This is a genomic window from Paenibacillus sp. FSL H8-0280 (assembly GCF_045040665.1).
Classification (GTDB): Bacteria; Bacillota; Bacilli; order Paenibacillales; family Paenibacillaceae; genus Paenibacillus; species Paenibacillus xylanexedens_A.
In genome coordinates this window covers 3,928,768-3,951,599 of record NZ_CP150296.1, presented here as the reverse complement: position 1 = coordinate 3,951,599, position 22,832 = coordinate 3,928,768, and the positions used below count along the sequence as shown (strand labels likewise).

At 48.4% G+C, this 22,832-nt stretch carries 17 protein-coding genes; 16 read left to right on the top strand and 1 reads right to left on the bottom strand.

From position 1 onward, the window contains the following. Nucleotides 1-60: 60 nt before the first annotated feature. From pucL to MHI12_RS17150, 13 genes are all read left to right on the top strand, one after another. Nucleotides 61-1,566: a factor-independent urate hydroxylase gene (gene pucL, locus MHI12_RS17210; RefSeq protein ID WP_405169861.1), complete on the top strand. Its 1,506-nt coding sequence runs from the start codon at nucleotides 61-63 to the stop codon at nucleotides 1,564-1,566. After that, a complete protein-coding gene (gene uraH, locus MHI12_RS17205; protein WP_047843326.1) occupies nucleotides 1,566-1,943 on the top strand; it encodes a hydroxyisourate hydrolase in 378 nt (125 codons plus the stop codon). Before pucL ends, uraH begins: the two co-directional genes overlap by 1 nt. Before the next feature lie 42 nt (nucleotides 1,944-1,985). Continuing rightward, complete coding sequence (allB, locus tag MHI12_RS17200) at nucleotides 1,986-3,389, top strand: allantoinase AllB (RefSeq protein WP_405169860.1); 1,404 nt, start codon at nucleotides 1,986-1,988, stop codon at nucleotides 3,387-3,389. Beyond that, nucleotides 3,386-4,693, top strand: coding sequence for a Zn-dependent hydrolase (locus MHI12_RS17195; RefSeq protein ID WP_405169859.1), 1,308 nt, complete (start codon nucleotides 3,386-3,388; stop codon nucleotides 4,691-4,693). The genes allB and MHI12_RS17195 overlap by 4 nt, the downstream gene beginning before the upstream one ends. Before the next feature lie 6 nt (nucleotides 4,694-4,699). Next, on the top strand, nucleotides 4,700-5,941 hold the full coding sequence (locus tag MHI12_RS17190; RefSeq protein ID WP_405169858.1) for a pyridoxal-phosphate-dependent aminotransferase family protein: 1,242 nt from the start codon (nucleotides 4,700-4,702) through the stop codon (nucleotides 5,939-5,941). Continuing rightward, nucleotides 5,935-7,530 carry a gamma-glutamyltransferase gene (gene ggt, locus MHI12_RS17185; RefSeq protein WP_405169857.1) on the top strand — a complete coding sequence of 532 codons (1,596 nt, stop codon included), beginning with the start codon at nucleotides 5,935-5,937 and terminating at the stop codon, nucleotides 7,528-7,530. Before MHI12_RS17190 ends, ggt begins: the two co-directional genes overlap by 7 nt. Nucleotides 7,531-7,667: 137 nt before the next feature. Continuing rightward, entirely contained in the window at nucleotides 7,668-8,990 is a 1,323-nt protein-coding gene (locus MHI12_RS17180) for a 5'-deoxyadenosine deaminase (protein WP_036613764.1), read from the top strand. Between the two features lie 50 nt (nucleotides 8,991-9,040). Continuing rightward, the gene (locus MHI12_RS17175) at nucleotides 9,041-10,327 is read left to right on the top strand and encodes an XdhC family protein (protein ID WP_405169856.1); all 1,287 of its coding nucleotides are present in this window, start codon (nucleotides 9,041-9,043) and stop codon (nucleotides 10,325-10,327) included. After that, the gene (locus MHI12_RS17170) at nucleotides 10,293-10,940 is read left to right on the top strand and encodes an NTP transferase domain-containing protein (protein ID WP_405169855.1); all 648 of its coding nucleotides are present in this window, start codon (nucleotides 10,293-10,295) and stop codon (nucleotides 10,938-10,940) included. The genes MHI12_RS17175 and MHI12_RS17170 overlap by 35 nt, the downstream gene beginning before the upstream one ends. A gap of 290 nt (nucleotides 10,941-11,230) precedes the next feature. Continuing rightward, nucleotides 11,231-12,145 (top strand): FAD binding domain-containing protein, encoded by a 915-nt coding sequence (locus MHI12_RS17165; protein ID WP_405169854.1) that lies wholly within the window; start codon nucleotides 11,231-11,233, stop codon nucleotides 12,143-12,145. Nucleotides 12,146-12,177: 32 nt separating this feature from the next. Next, a complete protein-coding gene (locus MHI12_RS17160; protein WP_405169853.1) occupies nucleotides 12,178-14,703 on the top strand; it encodes a molybdopterin cofactor-binding domain-containing protein in 2,526 nt (841 codons plus the stop codon). Continuing rightward, entirely contained in the window at nucleotides 14,700-15,218 is a 519-nt protein-coding gene (locus MHI12_RS17155; RefSeq protein ID WP_405169852.1) for a (2Fe-2S)-binding protein, read from the top strand. The genes MHI12_RS17160 and MHI12_RS17155 overlap by 4 nt, the downstream gene beginning before the upstream one ends. 363 nt (nucleotides 15,219-15,581) lie before the next feature. After that, nucleotides 15,582-18,161, top strand: a complete 2,580-nt coding sequence (locus tag MHI12_RS17150; protein ID WP_405169851.1) for a X2-like carbohydrate binding domain-containing protein — start codon at nucleotides 15,582-15,584, stop codon at nucleotides 18,159-18,161. An 82-nt stretch (nucleotides 18,162-18,243) separates the two neighbouring features. Here MHI12_RS17150 and MHI12_RS17145 read toward each other — a convergent pair whose 3' ends face one another. Further along, on the bottom strand, nucleotides 18,244-18,888 hold the full coding sequence (locus MHI12_RS17145; RefSeq protein ID WP_405173014.1) for a YitT family protein: 645 nt from the start codon (nucleotides 18,886-18,888) through the stop codon (nucleotides 18,244-18,246). Nucleotides 18,889-19,011: 123 nt separating this feature from the next. Here MHI12_RS17145 and MHI12_RS17140 point away from each other — a divergent pair, with 123 nt between their 5' ends. The 3 genes from MHI12_RS17140 (at nucleotide 19,012) to MHI12_RS17130 (ending at nucleotide 22,823) form a co-directional block, all read left to right on the top strand. Continuing rightward, the gene (locus tag MHI12_RS17140; RefSeq protein ID WP_405169850.1) at nucleotides 19,012-19,530 is read left to right on the top strand and encodes a GNAT family N-acetyltransferase; all 519 of its coding nucleotides are present in this window, start codon (nucleotides 19,012-19,014) and stop codon (nucleotides 19,528-19,530) included. 691 nt (nucleotides 19,531-20,221) lie between these two features. Further along, nucleotides 20,222-21,304, top strand: coding sequence for a class II fructose-bisphosphatase (glpX, locus tag MHI12_RS17135; RefSeq protein ID WP_405169849.1), 1,083 nt, complete (start codon nucleotides 20,222-20,224; stop codon nucleotides 21,302-21,304). 469 nt (nucleotides 21,305-21,773) lie between these two features. Next, a complete protein-coding gene (locus MHI12_RS17130; protein WP_405169848.1) occupies nucleotides 21,774-22,823 on the top strand; it encodes a LacI family DNA-binding transcriptional regulator in 1,050 nt (349 codons plus the stop codon). Nucleotides 22,824-22,832 lie beyond the last annotated feature (9 nt).

Sequence of the window (22,832 nt, the reverse complement as noted above, 5' to 3'; positions counted from 1 at the left end):
CGACATTGAACGACACTTAGAATGAAGAACAATAATCCACAACAGACCGGAGGTTCTAACATGAGCGACTTAATTAAACTTGTTAACAACTGGTCTATCACACAGTTTGTGCATACGTTTGGCGGCTTATTTGAGGAATCACCATGGGTGGCTGAGCGGGCCGGGCTTTTACGACCTTTCGATTCATTTGAACAGATGATGAAAGTGATGAAAAACGTGGTTCAGGCATCGGATGACCAGGTGAAGTTGCAGTTGCTTCGAAATCACCCGGATCTTGGAGCACGAATCAGCATGAGCAGCAACTCCGTTCAGGAGCAGGCTGGTGCGGGGCTTGATTCACTCTCACAGGAGCAATACAACGAACTTCAACAATTAAACAAAGTATATACAAGCCAATTTGGCTTTCCTTTCATATTGGCCGTTAAAGGCCATACCGCAAGCTCCATCCTCGAATCCATGAGGCAACGTCATCGCCGAGGCAGGGAAGAAGAATTCGAGACTGCATTGAAGGAAGTATTCAAGATAGCGGGCATTCGTTTGGAGCAGTGGCTCGCACAGATCGGTCATGAACATGAGTTTGTGAGCAAGCCAGCCGCAGTGCAGCAGCGGACGATGTATTACGGCAAAGGGGATGTGTGGATGTACCGTTCCTACGCCAAACCGTTGACGGGTATACAGTCCATTCCGGAATCTCCTTTTATCGGACGCAGCAATATTCTGTTTGGATTGAACATCAAGGTGGCTGTGCAGGGGGATGAATTCTTGCCTTCTTTTGCAGAAGGGGATAATTCGCTGGTGGTCGCAACCGATTCGATGAAAAATTTCATTCTCAAACATGCAGCGGATTACACAGGAGCGACGGTGGAAGGATTTCTTGCGCTGGTAAGTCGGCGTTTTCTGGAGACGTATCCGCAGATGAGCAAGGTTCAGATGACAGCGGACCAGATTCCTTTTGAAGATATACCGATTGGATTGGAAGGGAGTTATCGACCGAGTGCGCTCGTATTTCGTTATTCGCAGAATGATCGTGCGACAGCTGCCGTGGAAGCGGAACGAACAGGAGACTCGATTGAACTCAGCAACCATTTCAGTGGTGTAGCCGATCTGAGACTGATCAAGGTCAAAGGCAGTGAATTTGCCGGATTTATGCAGGATGAATATACCACTCTTCCAGAGACATGGGATCGACCATTATTTATTTTCCTGAACATCAATTGGCGTTATGAAGATCCGAGAGATGGCATGGATGATCAACGTGGACGGTATGTAGCGGCGGAACAGGTCAGAGATTTGGCTGCTGCGGTATTTCATGAGTGTCGATCCGCTTCCATTCAACATCTGATCTACCAGATTGGACGAAGGTTGTTAAGTCGATTTGAGCAACTGAGTGAGGTTTCATTTGAGTCCAACAATCGGACTTGGGAGACAGTGCTGGAGGAAGTGAAAGAGGGAGAAGGCAAAGTATTTACCGAGCCGAGACCACCTTATGGATTCCAGGGTTTTTCGATGACAAGGGATGATCTGGGAACAGACGGCCATGACTTCGGGAAAGAAGGTGGCGTCTAATGTCAATATCTGGTGGACGAATTACAACACATGTGCTGGATACATCCAAAGGCGTGCCTGCTGCGGGTGTTCGGATCGAGCTGTATACCCTGAAGAGGGATGGAGAACAGGAAAGCAAGACAAAAGTGGCTGAGTCGGTGACAAATGCGGATGGGCGTTTGGATGCACCGCTGCTGGATGGAGGCAAGTTGGAGCCAGCCATATATGAGCTTCAATTCCATGTCGAGAGTTATTACGCACAGCGTTCGTTGGAGGAACTGGGGCAGGCATTATGGACGATTGTTCCGATTCGTTTTGCCGTATCTGATGCCTCAAGCCATTACCATATTCCATTATTAATTGCTCCAGGAGGTTACAGTACATACCGGGGAAGCTGAACATGCACACATCCGGTTCTGATTCAGGGGAGGGTCATCCACATGACAACATTTGATACCATCATCCGGGGGGCCTGGGTGGTGCTGAGAGATCGGGTAGAGCAACTGGATATTGGCATTACTGGTGAAAAAATAACGGAACTATCCACGCGGCTGACCGCTGGTGAAGCGACTTGCATTATAGAAGCTGAAGGCCTTACAGTGATGCCGGGAGTGGTGGACATTCATGTACACTTCAATGAACCCGGACTCGCCAGTTGGGAGGGGTTCAGGTCTGGATCGGCATCCCTTGCGGCCGGGGGAATCACGACCTATGTCGATATGCCACTTAACGGCGTACCGCCAACCACAAGGCCGGAAGCATGGGAAATGAAAATGAAAGCAGCAACAGACCAATCGTATGTTGATTATGCCTTCTGGGGGGGCTTGGTTCCCGGCAATCGTGGTGATCTTGCTCCACTGGCAGGGTTGGGTGCTGCCGGATTCAAGGCATTTATGTCTGAGCCGGGTGGCGAAGGGGAAGACATCTTTGCCAGAGCCGATGACCATACACTGCTGGATGGGATGAATGAACTTGCCAAATTAAACCGCGTGCTGGCACTTCATGCAGAGGACGAAGGCATCGTTGCCGAACTCGGTGCAAAAAGCATTGCGCAGGGAAGGACTGAACCGATGGATTATGTCCGGTCCCGACCTGTAGAAGCTGAAGTCATTGCCGTTGCCCGGGCGTTGCAATATGGCAAACAGACTGGGTGTGCGCTGCATTTTGTACACATTAGCACCCGGGAAGCGCTGGATCTGATTGCAGAGGCCAAGCGGCGTGGGCAAGACGTCACTTCGGAGACATGCCCTCATTATCTGACGCTGATCGATCAGGATGTGGTCCGATTGGGTGCTGTAGCGAAATGCGCTCCACCGCTTCGTAGCTCTTCCGAACAGCAGCAGTTATGGGATGCACTGACATCGGGATTGATTGACGTTATTGCCTCAGACCATTCTCCGTGTCCGCCATCCATGAAACAATCCGATAACTTCTTCGAAATCTGGGGCGGTATATCCGGTGCGCAAAGCACATTGCTAATCATGCTGGAGGATGGACATCTTCGGCGTAATATCGACCTCCCGTTGCTCGGAAGAGTTCTCTCCCTGCAACCTGCCATAAGGCTTGGTCTGGAGAGTAAAGGAGAGATTGCCATTGGCAAGGATGCAGATCTGGTCCTGATTGACTGGGAGAAGAGCACAATCCTGAACACGGAGGATCTGCTCTATACGCATAAACAGAGCCCTTATGTGGGACGTACATTTAACTGTCAGATTGCAGACGTATTTTGCCGTGGGCAGCGTGTTTACAACTCGGAATCCGGATTATCTCCTGTGCCTGTCGGACAGCACATTGCAGCCCACTCCTCTAGTCCCATCGAGGCGAGAACGGGGGAGACGCCATGACAGAATCTGGAGTATACCGGTCATCCGGTACAAACAATGCCCCACTTCCTTTGCCGAATGTGGAACAGGTGGAGTTGCAAGCCATGCTTGACTGGCTGTCGACATATGGTGCGGATGCACAGGGTGGCGTTACACGACTGTTGTATGACTCGGCTTGGTGTGAAGCACAGGTTGCCCTTGCAGCCAAAATGCAGGAGAAAGGGCTGTCTCCCGAATTTGACCAGTCTGGTAATCTGTATGGAACACTCAAAGCCGAGGGTAAGGAATCAGCGGCTGGTGCTGAAGAATTACCGATAGTGACAGGATCGCATATTGATACGGTGGTGTATGGCGGCAAATATGATGGTGCTTACGGTGTGGTGGCGGGAGTCCTGGCATTGGAGTATTTGCAGAAGAATTTCGGAGCACCGAAGCGCACACTTCAAGTGGTATCGTTATGTGAAGAAGAGGGAAGTCGCTTTCCTTTTGCGTATTGGGGTTCACGCAGTATAACTGGAATAACGTCTCTGGAAGATGTAGAGCATTTGAAGGATCAAGACGGCGTTACATTTGCACAAGCGATCCGGGATGCGGGTTTTGGACCTGATAGTGCATATACACCTGCCGCGAAAAATTACGGTGCCTTTATTGAGCTTCACATTGAGCAAGGTCAGGTTCTGGAACGCCTTGGACATTCGATTGGAGTTGTATCCGATATCGTAGGTCAGAAGCGGTTCAATATTACCGTAAGCGGGGAAGCGAATCACGCAGGAACGACGCCGATGTCCTGGCGCAAAGACGCACTTGCCGGAGCAGCCGAGATGATTGCTGCAGTAAGGAATATCGCATTGGAAGCAGGAGAACCGTTGGTAGCCACAGTTGGGCGAATCACAGCTGATCCGGGTGTTGGAAATGTGGTTGCAGCACGGGCGGTATTTTCACTGGATATCCGCCATATTCGGCAGGAAAGTATTGATCGCTGCTGGCAGGATATGCTTCAGGCTTTTAGTCGAATCGCAGCCGAGCAGCAGCTCGGACTGGACTGGGAAGAACATCTGTCAGTGACGCCCATTCCTATGAATGCAGAGATGATCTCGGACATTCAAGATATCTGTGAGCAGGAGCAATTGTCCTATTGGCCAATGCCAAGCGGCGCGGGACATGATTCGCAGATTTTTCAGCCGGCTTGTCCGACGGCCATGATCTTTGTGCCGAGCCAGGACGGTATTAGTCATAATCCACTTGAATATACAGCTGAAGCAGACCTGATGCACGGTTTTCAGGTTCTGGTCCGGCTACTCTATAAATACGGTTACGGGAGTTGAATGTAGATGTCCAACTATAAAGAATTATCTCCGTCCTTGCGGACCATTATGACCCCGGGACCGGTTGAAGTTGATCCACGTGTTCTCAGAGCATTATCCTTTCCGATCCTGGGTCAGTTTGACCCGGAGTTCACATCCTTAATGAACGAGACGATGGCAATGCTGCGGGAGTTATATATGACAGATAATGAGTGGTGTTATCCAGTTGATGGTACATCCCGTTCAGGCATTGAAGCGGTGTTGGTTAGTCTGATCCAGCCCGGCGACAAAGTTCTCGTCCCAATCTATGGACGATTCGGACATCTGCTGGTTGAAATCTCGGAACGCTGTGGTGCCGAGGTTGTCTTTTTTGAAACGGAATGGGGAACGGTATTTGATCCCGAAGAGGTGATCAAGGCGATCCATACCCATAAACCGAGTCTGGTTGCGATGGTTCACGGTGAAACTTCCACCGGACAGATGCAGCCCCTTGCCGAGATTGGCAAAGCCTGTCGTGACCTTGATATCTTACTCGTCGTGGATGCTGTGGCTACCATTGGTGGGACTCCGGTGGAGACGGATGCCTGGCATCTGGATGCGGTAATGGGTGGTACGCAGAAATGCCTGTCCGTTCCTTCAGGGATGGCACCTCTCACGTACAACAGTCGTGTGGAACAGAAATTGATGAGTCGCAAAACAGTTGAACGCGGACTGCGAGATGCAACCAGTGCGCGGGCAGAAGGCCGCACGATTGCCAGTAATTATTTTGACCTGAGCCAATTGCAGGATTACTGGAGTTCAGCACGGTTGAACCACCATACGGAGGCCACCTCCATGCTCTACGGTCTTCACGAAGGATTACGCATTCTGCTGCAAGAAGGATTAGAGGCCAGGTTCCAGAGACATCTGGTGAATGAACGTGCGTTGGTCGCTGGAATTCAGGGAATGGGACTGCAATTGTATGGGGATATGTCCAGTAAACTTCCGGTGGTCACTTGTATCACGATTCCGGAGGGGATTGATGGTGAGTCGGTGCGCAGCATGTTGCTGAACGATTTCAGCATTGAGATTGCCAGTTCATTCGGACCGTTGAAAGGACAAATCTGGCGGATCGGTACAATGGGATTCAGCTGCCAACGCAAGAACGTACTTCATGTGCTGGGAGCACTGGAAGCTGTTCTATTACGTCATCGTCATGTACTACCTGCCGGTGAAGCGGTGCAGGCAGCAATGGATGTGTATGCTGGGAAGGAGGGCGCTTTATGTTAAATCAGATGCCAATCTCCAGAGAAGTCATGGTTACTACTCCTCATTATCTGGCGAGTGCAGTGGGAAGCTCCATCCTCCAGCAAGGCGGGAATGCTTATGACGCTGCTGTTGCGGTCAGTGCAGCACTGGGTGTGGTATATCCGCATATGACCGGACTTGGAGGGGATGCCTTCTTCCTGATTCATGACGGAGCCAGCGGTGAGATTACCGCCTATAACGGAAGTGGCCGCTCAGCCGCAGGCATTCATGCCGATACGTTCAAAGCGATGGGCATGAGTGCCATCCCTCAGCGCGGAGTGCTTAGTGCCATTACGGTTCCAGGAATGGTGGATGCGTGGTGGGAAGTCTGGTCCCGGTACGGCAAGTTACCGTGGGAGAAACTGCTTGAACCTGCCGCGCAGTATGCGGAAAAAGGATGCCCTGTATCCCGAAATCTCCGCTTATGGATGGAAAGAGATGAAGACTTTATTATGGGGCATACACCGCTGCGAGCGGTATTTGCGCCTTTGGGTACACTTTTGCAGGAAGGCGAGCTGCTGGTCCAGCCTGATCTTGCTGCCTCCATTCGTCTGATTCAGACGGGAGGGCGAGATGCTTTTTATACAGGGGAGCTTGCGGATCGTCTGACTTCGGCTATTCGTGAGGATGGGGGCATGCTTGCACCAGCAGACTTTGCAGGGCATCGGGGCGAGTGGGTGAAACCGGTTAGTACGGGGTATCGTGGCTATGAAGTTCATCAGATGCCGCCCAACTCACAGGGATTCTCGATGCTGATGATGTTAAATATGCTGGAGCATACGGATCTGTCCTCTGTAGCACGTACCTCACCGGAATTCTATCATCTGATGGCGGAAGTGGTGAAAAAGGCGTTTCGGGATCGTGACCGTTATCTGACGGACCCGGATTTCAGGGACATTCCGCTGGATCATCTGTTATCCAAGGGTTATGGAGACCAACTGTGGAATGAGATTCAGTCTGCTCCACCTGTGGCACAACCGTTTTTGTCCAAAACAATAGGTCAGGACACGGCGTATGCAGCGGTTGTTGATAGCGAAGGCAATGCCGTTTCATTCATCCAAAGCCTGTATTTCGACTTCGGTGCAGCCTATGTTCCAGGGGATACGGGGGTTATCATGCAGAACCGGGGATCGTTTTTCTCCTTAGATCCGAGAGATGCCAACGTGCTGGAACCGAATAAACGCTCATTTCATACCCTCATGCCGGGCCTCGTTACACGAGATGGCAAACCTTATATGCTCGTGGGCACGCAGGGAGGCGAAGGTCAGCCGCAGACGCAATTATCCGTGCTTACCGGAGTTCTTGATTACGGGCTCAACATCCAGGAAGCGATCAGCCTGCCGCGTTGGGTGTACGGACGTACCTGGGGTGAAGAAGGCGATACGATGCGTGTGGAGAACCGATATCATGATGACGTATGTGCAACCCTTGCCCAGTGGGGACATAACGTTGAAGCCAGAGCGCCGTGGGACGGTATTATGGGGCAGTCGCAAGGCATTGTCATTCGTGAGGACGGCATGATTAGCGGCGCGGCAGATCCGAGAGGCGATGGCATGGCTATTGGGTGGTAACAGCTATAAGAACACTTATAAACTCAACTAGATATTTACACGATAACAGCGGTCGGAAGATTAGTCTGTAATCGGAGTGCAGGTGTAAATAGGTATGAGTTGAACGATATAGACAGACACAGATAGGGGAGATTGGCATGGGAACGATCCTGCTAAAGGGCGCACAGCTTGTGACGATGAATGCAGAAGAGGAAGTGTTCATCGGAGATCTGTTGATCGAGGATAATAAAATCAAGGAGATTGCAGCGCACATCGACGTGCAAGCTGACCAAGTCATTGATGCTCGTGGCAAAGTGCTATTGCCAGGTTTCATCCAGACGCATATTCATCTGTGTCAGACCTTGTTCCGTGGACGTGCAGACGATCTGGAACTGATGGATTGGCTTCGTCAACGTATCTGGCCGTTGGAAGCAGCACATGATGAGGAGTCCGTGTATTATTCAGCAATGCTCGGATTGGGCGAATTGATATCCAGCGGAACCACAACCATTCTGGATATGGAGACGGTACATCACACGGACTCGGCGTTTCAGGCGATGGCACAGAGCGGCATCCGGGTCATTTCTGGCAAGGTGATGATGGATCATGGGGACGAGGTTCCGGAACCCCTGCGTGAGGATACAGCAACTTCGCTGCAACAGAGTGTGGATCTGCTGGAGAAATGGAACGGGTTTGGCGGAGGTCGCATTCAATATGCTTTCTGTCCACGCTTCGTTGTATCGTGTACCGAAGAATTGCTGGTAGAGGTGCGCGACTTGTCCAATAAATATCATGTCAAAGTCCATACCCATGCCTCCGAGAATCGCGGAGAGATCGAGCTGGTAGAACACGAACGCGGAATGCGCAACATCGTATACCTCGATCATATTGGTCTGGCTACCCCAAGATTGGTGCTGGCCCACTGTGTATGGCTGAGTGAGGAAGAGAAAGAGATCATCCGCAAGCGCGGAGTCAAAGTCACCCACTGTCCTGGATCGAATATGAAGCTTTCTTCCGGGGTAGCGGATATTCCGGATCTGCTGAATCGGCAGATCGCGGTTGGGATTGGGGCTGATGGTGCGGCGTGCAACAACAATCTGGATATGTTTCAGGAGATGCGCCTCACAGCGCTGATGCAGAAGATTCCTCATGGTCCAACCGTGATGGATGCCCGGACCGTATTGCGCATGGCTACTATGGGTGGTGCAGAGGTGCTTGGCTTGTCAAAAGAAATTGGCAGTCTCGAAGTGGGCAAAAAGGCAGATATGCTGTTGCTGGATCTGGATGATTTCCACACGTACCCTTCCTATGAGACGGATGTCTATTCCCGCGTAGTGTATTCCGCAACACGTAGTTGTGTGGATACCGTTATTATTGACGGGAGTATCGTGCTCAAAAATCGTAAGATTCAGACGATAGATCGTGGCATTGTGCTGCGTGAGTCGGATAAAAGTATTGCGAGATTGATGAAACGTATCTGATCGAAGGAAGTTTATGCAATTCCGTAATTCCAGAAAGGATGGGGACCGCTATGGAAATGCATGATCTGTGTGCAATTGCAGCCCGTGAACCGCGCTGCGTGCTCGCAACAGCGATTAAGGTAGAGGGTCATGCTTACCGTAAGCAGGGAGTCTCTATGCTGTTGACCGAGGATGGCAAAATGGTTGGCAGTATCAGTCCGGGATGTCTGGAGAGTGATCTTCAGGCCCGGGTGAGCCATGTACTGGATACAAACCAGATGGAATTCGCGGAATACGACATGCGTCCCGAGGATGATCTGTCCTGGGGTGAGACTATTGGCTGCGGCGGACTCGTTGTTGTGTTGCTTGAACCTGTGTGTGATGAACTCCGGTATACGTTGCAGAAGATGTATGATTGTTTTCAATCCGGCGCTGCAACAGCGTTAACCCGAACGTTCCAAGATGATTACACGAAGGTTCAATATGGCTGGAAACGGATTGAACCAACGGGTACTCGGCGCCAGCCAATCTTGCGTCCTTCGCTCGTCCCTCCTCATGATCGCGTGGCGAATTATAATCTAACTTCATTGCAGGTTGATGTACAGCACAGCAGTGGTAATATCAAGCATGAACATTCGGCATCAAAACAACATTCTCCCGACATACCTCGCCTTACGCTTGTGCCTGTGCCTGAAATGGTAACTGCTACGTCAAACGAATCTCACTCTTCCCATCTATCCGGTGATTCACAACATTTCTCTGATGCTGATGCTGAAATAGCGACAAACAACACGGTTTCAACAAATCCCTGGGAGCTTCCGCAGCAACTTACTTCGCTGTACACGCCTAAACCTCGCCTGATTATCATCGGAGCCGGGAATGATGTTATTCCTGTTGCCAGACTTGCCCAATCCGCAGGATTCCGTGTTGTGGTAGCCGATTGGCGAGAGTCCTTATGCACCTCGGAAAGGTTCCCAGAAGCTGAACTGGTAATGGGTTTCCCATCTGAGATCATGCCTTTGTTAAACGTGCACAACGGAGATTATTTGATTTTAATGAGTCACAATTTTCCCCGCGAACGTGAACTGTTAGAGATGTTAGTGGACTGTGAGTACGCGTATCTTGGCATCATGGGTTCCAAAACACGAACAGCCCGTCTGCTGGATGGCTTACCACCGTTGAAATATGTGCATTCTCCCGTTGGTTTGAGCATCGGAGCAGACGGTCCCGAACAGATTGCCATCAGCATTGCAGCGGAATTGATCGCATGTAAACATAAGGTCTCTTCTTTGAGTTCCGATGTGCAGAAGGGGAGCGTTGCACATGCGAATGACGGGCATAGTTCTGGCAGCAGGTAAGAGTTGTCGCCTTGGTCGAGATAAACTCTCGGTTGTCATGCCTGACGGAAGGTCACTGGCTGCATGGTCATTGGAAGCTGCGTTGAATTCGAAGCTAGATCAAGTGGTCTGTGTGGTCAAACCGGAAGATTCGTTGACATGGCTGCCTGTAAAATGGTTTGATTCCGCCACGTATGCCTATCATCCCACAGCAAGACTTCGTATCGTGGTCTGTGCTGACTATGCCTGCGGTATGGCTAATTCTCTTCATTCTGGCGTATTGTCCGCCATGGAGTATAAACCGGAGGGCATCCTCATGCTTCTGGGGGATCAGCCTTTATTACAAGCACAGGATATCAATCTAGTGACCACAGCACTGGCTACCCACAAGCTGAGTGACTATGTCGCAGCTACCGACGGTGAGGGAGGTAAACCGCCCGTTGCTTTTCGCTCTCACATGTTCGGACCTCTGTTGTCCTTGCATGGAGATGAGGGGGCGCGCAAGATTATGCGCAGCGCTAACTATTCAGGTGTACATGTACCACTGTCTGAGACTAGTTTCTGGGATGCGGATACAGAACCGGAATTGGAACGTATTCTGAATCATGTATATGAATCGCAGCAGACAGACTAAATAACAGGAGAAGATTAATGACTATGTATAATTTAATGACATGATCAGGTCAGCCAGGCAGTCTGGTTGGCCTGTTTGTCTTCTTTTATCATGTGATGAAAGAGAGTCTGTGTTAGATTTCAATAGATCGTGATGCATCAGGCACAAATAAAACGCAGGTTTTATACATTTATCCAAAACGATGTAAAGGTAATTGACGTTGCTGCTGAACTCTCATATGATTTGAAGAATTATTTGGATCAGACGGTTGAATTTCCTGCCCAAGGAAGAGAGAGAAAGGGGATGCAGCGATGGTAACACCGGCATACGGTTCTGGAGCCATGCCATCGGTATGGCAGCCTGAGAACCTGCAAGAACTGCAAACGTTGAGAAGTAGACTCAAGGGGATATGTTGTTTCACGGCAGGTGGAACATTGCTACGAACCCAGTGGGAGGGCGGCTTGGTTCCAGTGCCTGAACACATGATTAGTCTGGCTCGTATTCATGGAATGAGCGGTATATCTATTCGTGGAGATGAGATGGTCATTGGCGCAATGACCCGATTAAAGGAATGTGCTGCACAAGCGTTGCTGCATCAACTGCCGATCCTGCAAGAAGCGGTGAACGCAATTGCTGCTCCTTCCATTCGAAATGTGGCAACCATTGGCGGGAACATTGTGTCCGGAGTAGGGGATACGCTGCCTGCTTTGCTTGTATATGATGCGGAGCTGCACTGGTTGACGGATAGCGGAATTGAGATCCGCAGTGTGTCTTCCTGGCTTCAGGGTGGACGGGATGGAAGCCGTAATCCAGGGGATGTATTAATCTCGATTCATATCCCGATGAGATCGTCCTCTCTGCTTGATGTGGACAGTGGGCACAAGCCTGCTGCACGAGAAGTTTCCTTTTACCGCAAGTTGGGTCGACGGGAGACGTTCAGTGCATCGCTGGTGACGGTTGCGTTGTATGGAGAGATTAATTCGGATAAATGCTGGACCAAGATTGCGATTGCGGCTGGTGGAGGCTCAGGCATGGCGATGCGACTTCTGGAGTCGGAACAACGGCTTTTTGGTAGCGAAGCTTCTTTCATGCAAGCGGCAACTCTTGCAGCTGCTGTGGTTGAAGAGTTTACGACGTATGGCGATGCATTTGCAACAGAACATTATCGCAAGCAGACCGCAGGCAACATGTTTGGCGCCGGGCTATGGGAGGCACTTCACGAATAGATAAATGGAATCAAGCAAAGGGGAGAGGGATCATGCTGCTGAATCGGAAACAGAGCGGGAAACGCTGGCACCTGCGGCCAGATGGGGCACCCAAAGTAACAGGCCAGCTTCAATATCTGACGGATATGACGTTACCTGACATGATTCATGGCAGAGTATTGCGAAGCGAATATCCTTATGCTCGCATTCTGTCTATAGATACTTCAGAAGCTGAGGCGTTGGAAGGTGTCTATGCGGTTCTGACCTCCAAAGATGTGCCTGGTCTGAATCGTTTTGGCATAGCGACTCCGGATCAGCCTGTGTTCTGCGAGGATATCGTTCGTTATGTCGGTGACGCCATTGCAGCGGTTGCTGCGGATTCTCCAGAACGTGCGGCACTTGCGCTGGATGCGATTCGCGTAGAGTATGAGGAACTTACTCCGCTGAATAGTACAGACGCTGCCTTGGCTCCCGGCGCACCAGAGCTGCATGAGCATGGTCCAGGTAATGTGTTACATCGGACGGAGATTAAACGTGGAGATGTCGAGCAAGCTTTTGCCACGTGTGATCATATCGTGACAGAGACGTATTATACGCCTCGTCAGATGCATGCGTACATGGAGACAGAAGGTGGCCTGTTTGTCCCGGATGAAGAGGGAAGGCTGAATGTATACGCGGCAACGCAACACGGTTATAAAGACCGGATGCAGCTTGCGCGCATTATTGGTTGCTCTGAAGAAGATATCCGGGTGGTGTCTTCACCGATTGGTGGTTCATTTGGCGGAAAAGATGAACTCAACGTACAGCCCTATGGTGCATTACTGGCTTTAAGATGCGGACGTCCTGTGAAAATGCATAATTCACGTAAAGAATCCGTGCGTGCAGGGTTGAAACGGCACCCAATGAAGATTGAAATGCAGACCGGCATGAGTCGAGAAGGCATCATCCAAGCGCATCGTGTCCGTATAACAGCAGATACCGGAGCGTACGCCACACTTGGTGCACCCGTACTGAACTTCTGTACCGAGCATTGCCTTGGACCGTACGCTATTCCAAATGTGGATGTGGAAGGCGTATCTGTATATACGAATAACGGGCTGTCAGGTGAGTTTCGCGGATTTGGCGGGAATCAGGCGATTTTTGCGATGGAAGGCCAGATGGATCGGCTTGCAGCAATCATGAACATGGACCCTTGGGAGTTCCGCAGACGTAATATGAGGGAAAAGAATGATCCCGGACCGCTAAATCAACGCATTCTGGTTACGGATGGACTGTCCCAAGTATGGGAGGCATTGGATCGCTCCGAACTGTGGCAAAAACATCAGAGTCCCCCGGCAGATCCTACTCTGCCGCCGTGGATCAAACGCGGAGTCGGAGCAGCCATCGCCATGCACGGTGCAGGGCTGGGTTATGGCATTCCAGACCCTGCGGGAGGCCGCCTGTCTCTGAATAACGAAGGCAAGATTGAGGTGGCGTTCAGCTACGAGGAATTTGGTCAGGGGCTTATTGCAACGCTGGAAATTATGTTATGTGATCTGTTTCAATGCAGTACATCGGATCTCAGTATCATCATTGGAGACACGGATCGTGTACCACACAGCGGATCAAGTACAGCTTCACGTTCAACAACGATGGCCTGGATGGCTCTTCAACGTTTGCAGTCTCCATTTCGTTCCCGTGTTCTCGCTGTTGCGTCTGAAATGTCGGGCATTCCGGCGGATGAACTGGTAACAGGACCTGGTGGTATATGGCGCAAAGGCCAGCTTCCTGCCGAAAGTTCAGAAGTGGAAACAGATGTGCGAGGAACGGGAAAGAGCGAGAAGGAAGTAGTATTGGCTCTGGAAGACGTAAATCAAACGTCTGAAGAAGCAGGAAAACTAGAGAAGGCTGAAAGAATTGAAGTGGCTGAGATCGTTGCTGGAGGGACTGAAAGTGATCAAAATGCTGAAAGTTATTTAGGTGCATCTCCATACTTGGCGAAAGAGGGAGCTTCATCAGGCTTATTGATCTCGTATGCTGAACTCGTGACGCAGGGCAAAGCCGATGAATGGATTTTTGATACAAAGTTTGATTACCCAACTACGCCGGACAATGTGGTAGGCGGGCATTATTTGTATACGTATGCGGCGGTTGCGGCAGAGGTGGAAGTAAATACTTTGACCGGAGAAACCAAGCTTCTTGATACGCGCCATGTTGTTGCGGCAGGTCCAGTTATCAATCCTATGGGTTACATTGGACAGATTGAAGGCGGCAGTGTCATGGCACTTGGATTCACGTTAACGGAGGATGCGGTCATGCAGGACAGCCGTTATGTAACCACGAACCTCGACACGTATCTGATCCCAACCATTCAGGATATTCATACCAATCTGGAGGTTGAGGCTATTGAAGACTTACCCGAAGGTGATGCGTTTGGCCCTAGGGGGATCGGTGAGATAGGCTCCGTTGCGCTTGCGCCGGCCATAACAGCTGCAATTCATCAGGCGACAGGCGTATGGGTTAACCGTCTTCCTGTACCGAGGGAACAACTGGTCAGACCTTTAAATGTACCTTTGCAGGAAGGAGTGAGTCCATCATGAGTAAGCCACTTGAGAATCACTGGACAGCCGTTGTGAATGGCGAACAGAAACATCTGGAGATCGCGCAAACGGCCCGACTTGTCGATGTGCTTCGGACTCATTTGCAGCTAACGGGTACCAAAGTATCCTGCGAAGTTGGTCGCTGCGGCGCATGTATGGTTCTGATGGATGGAGAGCCTGTGAATTCCTGTCTTGTCATGGCTTATCAATGTGAAGGCAGTGACATTATGACCATTGAAGGTCTGCACGGGGATGAGAAAGGCACTCTGCATCCGATTCAACAGGCTTTTGTAGAGGAAGGTGGCTTTCAGTGCGGCTACTGTACTCCGGGCATGGTGATCTCAACCAAGGCATTACTGGATGCACATCCTGAGCCTTCTCAAGAACAGATTGAAACGGGATTGTGCGGGAATCTGTGTCGTTGTACCGGCTACGGTGGCATTATTCGGGCGGTACGCAAGGCGGGGGAACGCTGTGTGGTAAAAGAAACGTCTACCGAGGAAAATGTAAGTTGAGCCGGGACCTAGGCCGAAGATATAAGCAAGGGCAATTGAAGAAACATACGTGAAAAAGCATCCGAATAGGAATGCTTTTTTTTGTTGTTTATCAGTTTTCTTTCAAGTACACATCTAATGTGAGATGAAGTTTCATACGCTAAATTTGATTAGATTATGAACCGTTTTCGTCAATTATCAATTCGGATGAGAGAAAGGAGATATAATGTTCAAAGTACTGGTACAAAAGAATTTCAAACATTCTCATTCACCATATATTTACAAATATTGGCGTGCGTGCTATGTTTAAAATGAAAGCGCCATCATGAATGGGTTCATTGACATTTCATTATCATATTTCACTTGGGAAGGAAGATGGAATTGATGAAAAATTTGCTCAAAAAGGCAACCGCAATGATGCTGGCATTGGCCCTACTGATTGGATTAATGACAGCGCCCGTTCATGCAGACACACCGTTGTTCACCATCGAAAGCGAAGATGCGCAGCTCACCCCGGATCTTCAAGTGGTTACTTCAATCTATGGACAACCCAAGCCCGGATTCTCAGGGGCCGGATTTGTCTGGATGCAGAACTCTGGCACATTAACCTTCACAGTAACTGTCCCGGAAACCGGCATGTACGCAATCTCCACACGATATATGCAGGAGCTCAGTGCAGATGGAAGGTCACAAAATTTAATCGTGAATGGTGTTACGAAAGGTGCTTACATGCTGCCTTACACGACAACATGGTCAGACTTCGATTTTGGCTTTCACAAGTTGAATCAGGGTGCCAACACGATTGAGCTGAAGGCTGGCTGGGGCTTCGCGTATTTTGATACTTTTACAGTGGATCATGCTGATCTGGATCCCTTGAATGTGCAGCCAGTTCTCACTGATCCTGAAGCTACACCGGAAACTCAAATTTTGATGAATTATTTAACGGAGGTATACGGAAACAACATTATTTCTGGTCAGCAAGAGATCTATGGAGGAGGGAATGACGGAGATACAGAGCTTGAATTCGAATGGATTCATGATCTGACCGGAAAGTATCCTGCAATCCGTGGCTTTGATCTGATGAATTATAATCCGTTGTATGGTTGGGAGGACGGTACAACCGATCGCATGATTGATTGGGTGAATAACCGTGAAGGTATTGCAACAGCTTCCTGGCATATCAATGTACCTCGTAATTTCAATACGTATGAGCTTGGGGACTTTGTGGATTGGAAAGAGGCTACTTACAAGCCAACCGAAACGAATTTTAATACAGCAAATGCGGTAATTCCCGGTACGAAAGAGTATCAATACGTGATGATGACCATCGAGGATCTGGCAGAACAATTATTGATTTTGCAAGACAACAACGTGCCGGTTCTGTTCCGTCCGTATCATGAAGCAGAAGGCAACGGCGGGCTGAACGGGGAAGGTGCATGGTTCTGGTGGGCTTCGGCAGGCGCAGAAGTGTACAAAGAGCTATGGGATCTGCTTTATACCGAACTGACTGAGACGTATGGCTTGCACAATCTGATCTGGACCTACAACAGCTACGTATACAGTACTTCTCCTGCCTGGTATCCGGGCGATGATCAGGTAGATCTCGTCGGATATGATAAATACAATACGATCTACAACCGTTATGACGGCTTGTCCGGCGTACCGAATGAGGATGCAATTACCTCGATTTTCTATAAGCTTGTTGAGTTGACGAACGGTACGAAAATGGTAGCCATGACGGAGAACGACACGATTCCAAGCGTGAAAAATCTGACAGAGGAGAAATCAGGATGGTTGTACTTCTGTCCTTGGTATGGCGAGCATCTGATGAGTTCTGCTTTTAATTACCCGGCAACATTGAAAACGCTTTATCAAAGTGATTATGTCATTACGTTGGATGAGCTGCCAAATCTAAAAGTTAACAATCCCAACCCCAGTGCATCCATCACACCTGGAAACGTTGAATTTGACAAATACACACCCAATCAAAGTGACAAAACCGTAACTGTGAATGCAAACGGCAATACGCTAACTGCTCTCCGGGCAGGCAACAATGCGTTGACCGCAACGACGGATTATACCTTGAACGGAAGCACATTGCTGTTGAAAAAAGCTTATCTGGCAACCCTGCCAGTTGGCGAGCATTCGATTGTTCTGGATTTTAATCAAGGTCAGGACCCTGTGTTAAAAGTCAAAATTGTGGATTCAACACCGGGTACAAATGCTGTAATTTCTCCTGTAAATGCAACATTTGATAAAGCGACGAATCCCGCGCAGGATGTTACCGTATCTCTCACCTTAAACGGCCGTCAGCTTACAAGCATCACAAAGGGGGATGTTACGCTTGTATCAGGTCAGAATTATACAGCATCCAGCTCTGCTGTAGTTCTGAATAAATCCTATCTCGCTACGCTTCCGCTGGGCCAGAACGTATTGACCTTTCACTTCAATGGAGGAAATAACGCTGTGCTAACAGTGAACGTCGTAGATAGCACGGTTACTGTGCCAGCAGGGGATTTGACGATTCAAGCTTTTAACGGCAATACAAGTGCATCCACCAACGGCGTCTCACCCAAGTTCAAATTGGTCAACTCAGGCAATTCGGCTATTCCGTTGAGTGATGTAAAACTCCGGTATTACTATACAATTGACGGGGAGGAAGCTCAGAGTTTCTGGTCCGACTGGGCCAGTATGGGCAGTGCGAATGTAACGAGCAATTTCGTTAAACTAGCGACTCCAGTTGCCGGAGCGGATCATTATCTTGAAGTGGGCTTTACAAGTGCGGCGGGATCACTGAATGCGGGCCAGAGCGCAGAGGTTCAAACACGCTTTTCCAAAAACAATTGGACGAATTACACACAGACTAATGATTACTCGTTCAAGGCATCCGGTAGTCAGTTCGCAAACCATGATAAGGTTACCGGGTATGTGAACGGTCAGCTGGTATGGGGAATTGAGCCGTAAAGGTAGGTAGCACGTTTAATGGGCTGGATCAGGGATTGAACCTCTGATCCAGCCTTTTTATGGTGTAGAAGGAGTACACCGATTAGACCGAATGTTCTTTTTCACTTTTAGTATGTGACGATGTATCCATGTCTGTTAATATGCGATCTATTATCTTTTTCGTATGGCCCATGATGAACTGAAGAAGTACACCTGCACAACATACGGTTATCAACGTTCCAAGCCCGATTGGCCCACTGAGCAGAAACGCCAGAATTAAAAATACAAGGTAAATGAATGTTCTCGATACAAATAAGGGCGTTTGAGTGATTTCATGCAAGATTAATGTTAAGCGGTCAATCGGAATGGGTGCAAAATTGGTCTGTAAATAAATTGCCGTGCCAATACTTATGATCACTAAACCAATGACAAAAGTCATTAATTTGCTGTACCAAACTTCGGGTGTGATCAAGGAATCAGATACATAAAGCCAGATATCAATCCCGACACCAGTAATGAATGCGGTGACGAGCCCCAAAAACTCGGGTTTTTGCTGCTTCAAAAGCGAATTACATCCAATTAATAGGAAAGCAATGATGACCTCCCAGCTTCCTACACTTAACCCTACATGATGTGACAGCCCTACCAGAAGTGCATCAAACGGTGAGGTACCCAGTTCAGATTGAATGGTAAGGAAAATGCCAAGCGTTAAGATTAGAATACCTGCGACAAAAAGTACATATTTCAAATTCATTCAACCTCTTTTTTAATATTATGTTGCAAATACAACAAAATTGAGCTAAATTCAATGTAACCCTTTTTTATTGCATTTGCAACAAACGATTAACTTGTTAAAGGAATGTGAATATAGATGACGATTCGTATAGAGATATGTACCATTGAACATGTATGTGAACTGCAGGAGATTAGTTATGAGACGTTTGATGAAACGTTTAAAGCGCAAAATTCACCCGAAAATATGAAAGCTTATCTGGAAAAGGCGTTTAATCGGGAGCAATTAGAAACGGAACTGTCCCTTGCGGATTCACAATTTCTTTTTATTTATGTCAACCACAAAGTGGCAGGGTACATGAAGGTAAATATCAATGATGCTCAGTCTGAGAAGGTGGGTGTGGAATCCCTTGAGATCGAGCGGGTATACATCAAGAAAGAGTTCCAAAAACATGGCCTTGGTAAAGTATTGCTCCATAAAGCCATAGAGATGGCAACCGAACATCAAAAAACGAATATTTGGTTAGGCGTGTGGGAGAAAAATGAAAATGCCATCGCATTTTATGAAAAGATGGGGTTTGTACAGACAGGAGCTCACACTTTCGTTATGGGAGATGAGGAACAGATTGATTTTATAATGACCAAAATGCTACTGTAACTGGATCATCCAGGGAAAAGCTTGGGAGAAAAATGCTATTGAGCAGAATTCTTTTGAGCTTTTTTATGTTTTGCCAGAACCGTTGAATAATAAAATGAAGAAATCGATGAAATTTAATACATAATAAATATTATGTAAACTTATTATTTTCGATGACCTTCATAAGCTGCATCTATGGCTTTAGTAAAAGTTAAAGGCCTGATTAATACATAATTAGCAGTATAATTTTGCTCAATAATCGTGAAGGTAATAGGCTGATCTCAAGGATCACCAATACAATTTATTAGTTTATTTCTACGTTTGGACAGTCAGCCGAAAATCGTTTTCGTTCGTATTTTGTTAGATAGCGTTACGTTCTTAATAATCAGTAAATAAGTTGTATATACCTCATGTTAAAAGAACTTTTTGCGAATGAAACGGATGTGTTAATCCACCATGTTGAATTATTTAGTTTTAGAGCGGAAAATGGAAATAAAAATTAATATTTCAGGTGAGAAATCAGGAGGATTGGACTCTTTAAACCAGCCGAAAAAAGGAGCGAAATCGATCGATATATTAATTGGATAAATAAGGGATTAATCGTTAAAAAGGCGCTACTACGCCGATTATAGATCAATTTCATATGGATTTGCGATGGATTTAGTACCGCTTTCACGTTATGCTTTTGGAAATTGGAAAGGAAGTGGGAAAAATGGAACGCGAACTGGCGTTAGAAATTGTCAGAGTAACAGAATTGGCTGCGTTAGCTTCAGCACCCTGGATGGGACGAGGCGACAAGAACAGTGCAGATGAAGCGGCTACTTTGGCCATGCGCGCCATGTTCGATTCCGTGTCTATTCGCGGCACGGTGGTAATCGGTGAAGGAGAAATGGATGAAGCACCCATGTTGTACATCGGCGAGGAAGTGGGCAACGCTGAGGGGCCTGAGGTTGACGTGGCTGTAGACCCGCTCGAAGGTACAGAAATCGTGGCCAAAGGACTAAACAACGCTCTATCGGTTATTGCAGTGGCGGGAAAAGGTAACCTGCTCCACGCACCGGACATGTATATGGAGAAACTGGCGGTAGGGCCTGCGCTTGTAGGCAAGGTCAGCATTGAAGACCCGGTTGAAGTCACACTGGAGAAAGCCGCTGCCGCATTGAACAAAAACATCTCAGACCTTACTGTGATGATTCTGGATCGTGTGCGACATGAGAGCACAATTAAGACGCTACGCAAGGTCGGAGTGCGGATCAAGTTCCTCAGTGACGGTGATGTTGCTGGGGCGATGGCACCGGCCTTCCCGGAGGCGGGTATCGATCTCTACGTCGGATCTGGAGGAGCGCCAGAAGGTGTGCTGGCTGCCGCAGCGCTATCTTGCCTTGGGGGTGAGATTCAAGGTCGTCTGATGCCTGCCAACGCAGACGAATTCCAGCGCTGCTTGCAGATGGGAATTGATAATCCTTACAAAGTGTTAACGATGCAGGATATGATCGGCACGGAGGACGTCATTTTTGCAGCAACAGGTGTGACGCCAGGTGAGATCTTGGGAGGGGTACGGTATCTTGCGGATGATCGCGCCGAGACGGATTCGATTGTTATGCGTGCCAAAACCAAAACAATTCGATTCATTCGTTCCCAACACTTCCTGCCTAACAAAGAAGTGCTGCACAAAGTAAGACAGCTCCAATCCACGCCAGAACCCTCGGATCGCATTCTGAGTCATGCGAAAACGATGGAGCAGGCTGAGTTTAGTCAATCCTCCGTTGATCTTGGCGTTACAACGACGTTGTGAGCTGCACTCCCCATAATTGAACAAACAGGATCAATTGAAATCCTTGTAGTGAGTTTGATAAGTAACTTGAACCCCTAAGGTTACAGGGCATGGAGTTAATGAAAGTACCATCTCTGGTAAGATAATAATGAGGGCTTGGATTAACCCAAACCCTCATTATTTTTTTGTGTTAAAAGCATTGACAACGGTTACATGGCATGAGAAAATGTACGCGCGTACATAAATATTGATTTTTAATTACTATTTGATTTATTGATGAGCTATATATGTTGAACTAATCATTTGCACGATAACGGAGAGGATAGAAAAAACCTGAAAAAGCGAAGCGTTCGCCTTTATCACCGGATTTTCCCTTAAGAAAAGGGAATCAAAAAAATCTGGGGATAACAGCGATTGGAAGGTTATTCTGTCATCGTAGTGTCATTGTAAATAACCTTTAGTTCAACTTATATAAAAGGGGGTGAAATTCATGGCATCTCGTAAAGAAGTGGCTGATCTTGCGGGTGTTTCCGAGGCGACGGTCTCCCGGGTGCTTAATGGGGTAGGTCCAATTAAAGAAGAGACACGCCGCAAGGTTCTCGAAGCTTCCGAACAGTTAGGCTATGTGCCTAGCGCTCTTGCTCGCAGTTTTGCCAGAAGTAAAAGCGGGAACCTTGGTGTGGTATTACCTTATGTTCCGAAGGCGCATCTGTTCTCGGCGTATTTTTTCTCGGAAATGCTGAGCGGGATTGGAAGCAAAGCCAGAGACAATAGCATGGACCTGTTGGTTATGTTTCGGACACCCGGTGAAGTGATGAATTATACGGATCTGTTTCGGCGTCAGAAAGTGGACGCCTGTATTATCCTTGGTGCAAGAGATGATCATGAAGAACTGGCGGCTATGCAGCAGCTTCACCGGGAAGGACACCCGTTCTGTGTCATGAATCAGCATTTTGAGGGCCAATCGTTCACGGAAGTGGATGCGGATCATGTGGAAGGAAGCAGGCTTGCCATACGTCATCTTACGGATCAGGGGTATCGCAAAATCGCTTTTCTCAATGGTCCAGACAGCTATTCCAACAGCCAGGAGCGAATGGAAGGTGTCCGTCTTGGCTTGCAAGAAGCAGGTATGGATCTGGACCCGAGTCTGTTGCTTGAGGGGAATTATAGTAGAAGAAGTGGCATTGAGGCGGCAGCGATTGTAGCAGATCGCCTACATGAGATTGATGCTGTATTTGCGGCCAATGACCGGATGGCCATTGGTGTCATGCATGGTTTGCGTGAGCGGGGAATCCGGGTGGAGGATTTTCCGGCATTTGTGGGTTATGACGACTCCGATGCCGCCGAGATGGCGGTTCCGCCGCTGAGCAGCGTCAGGGTTCCATTTTTCGAGATGGGTGAACTTGCAGCATCGAAGCTTATGCATGGGTCTGTGGATGACACACATAAAGCGAATAACTCTGTTGTAGCGGTAACCGAATCAGCGAGAGCGTTGTTGCCTACCGAACTGATCATCCGTGCTTCTTCTATCCGTCAATAGTTTATTGGT

Bases quoted from the DNA above. Each gene is read 5' to 3' on its own strand.
- MHI12_RS17170 (WP_405169855.1), top strand. From the start codon at position 10,293: ATGCGAATGACGGGCATAGTTCTGGCAGCAGGTAAGAGTTGTCGCCTT.
- MHI12_RS17190 (WP_405169858.1), top strand. From the start codon at position 4,700: ATGTCCAACTATAAAGAATTATCTCCGTCCTTGCGGACCATTATGACC.
- MHI12_RS17175 (WP_405169856.1), top strand. From the start codon at position 9,041: ATGGAAATGCATGATCTGTGTGCAATTGCAGCCCGTGAACCGCGCTGC.
- MHI12_RS17150 (WP_405169851.1), top strand. From the start codon at position 15,582: ATGAAAAATTTGCTCAAAAAGGCAACCGCAATGATGCTGGCATTGGCC.
- glpX (WP_405169849.1), top strand. From the start codon at position 20,222: ATGGAACGCGAACTGGCGTTAGAAATTGTCAGAGTAACAGAATTGGCT.
- MHI12_RS17130 (WP_405169848.1), top strand. From the start codon at position 21,774: ATGGCATCTCGTAAAGAAGTGGCTGATCTTGCGGGTGTTTCCGAGGCG.
- uraH (WP_047843326.1), top strand. From the start codon at position 1,566: ATGTCAATATCTGGTGGACGAATTACAACACATGTGCTGGATACATCC.
- MHI12_RS17140 (WP_405169850.1), top strand. From the start codon at position 19,012: ATGACGATTCGTATAGAGATATGTACCATTGAACATGTATGTGAACTG.
- allB (WP_405169860.1), top strand. From the start codon at position 1,986: ATGACAACATTTGATACCATCATCCGGGGGGCCTGGGTGGTGCTGAGA.
- MHI12_RS17180 (WP_036613764.1), top strand. From the start codon at position 7,668: ATGGGAACGATCCTGCTAAAGGGCGCACAGCTTGTGACGATGAATGCA.
- MHI12_RS17155 (WP_405169852.1), top strand. From the start codon at position 14,700: ATGAGTAAGCCACTTGAGAATCACTGGACAGCCGTTGTGAATGGCGAA.
- ggt (WP_405169857.1), top strand. From the start codon at position 5,935: ATGTTAAATCAGATGCCAATCTCCAGAGAAGTCATGGTTACTACTCCT.
- MHI12_RS17160 (WP_405169853.1), top strand. From the start codon at position 12,178: ATGCTGCTGAATCGGAAACAGAGCGGGAAACGCTGGCACCTGCGGCCA.
- pucL (WP_405169861.1), top strand. From the start codon at position 61: ATGAGCGACTTAATTAAACTTGTTAACAACTGGTCTATCACACAGTTT.
- MHI12_RS17165 (WP_405169854.1), top strand. From the start codon at position 11,231: ATGGTAACACCGGCATACGGTTCTGGAGCCATGCCATCGGTATGGCAG.
- MHI12_RS17195 (WP_405169859.1), top strand. From the start codon at position 3,386: ATGACAGAATCTGGAGTATACCGGTCATCCGGTACAAACAATGCCCCA.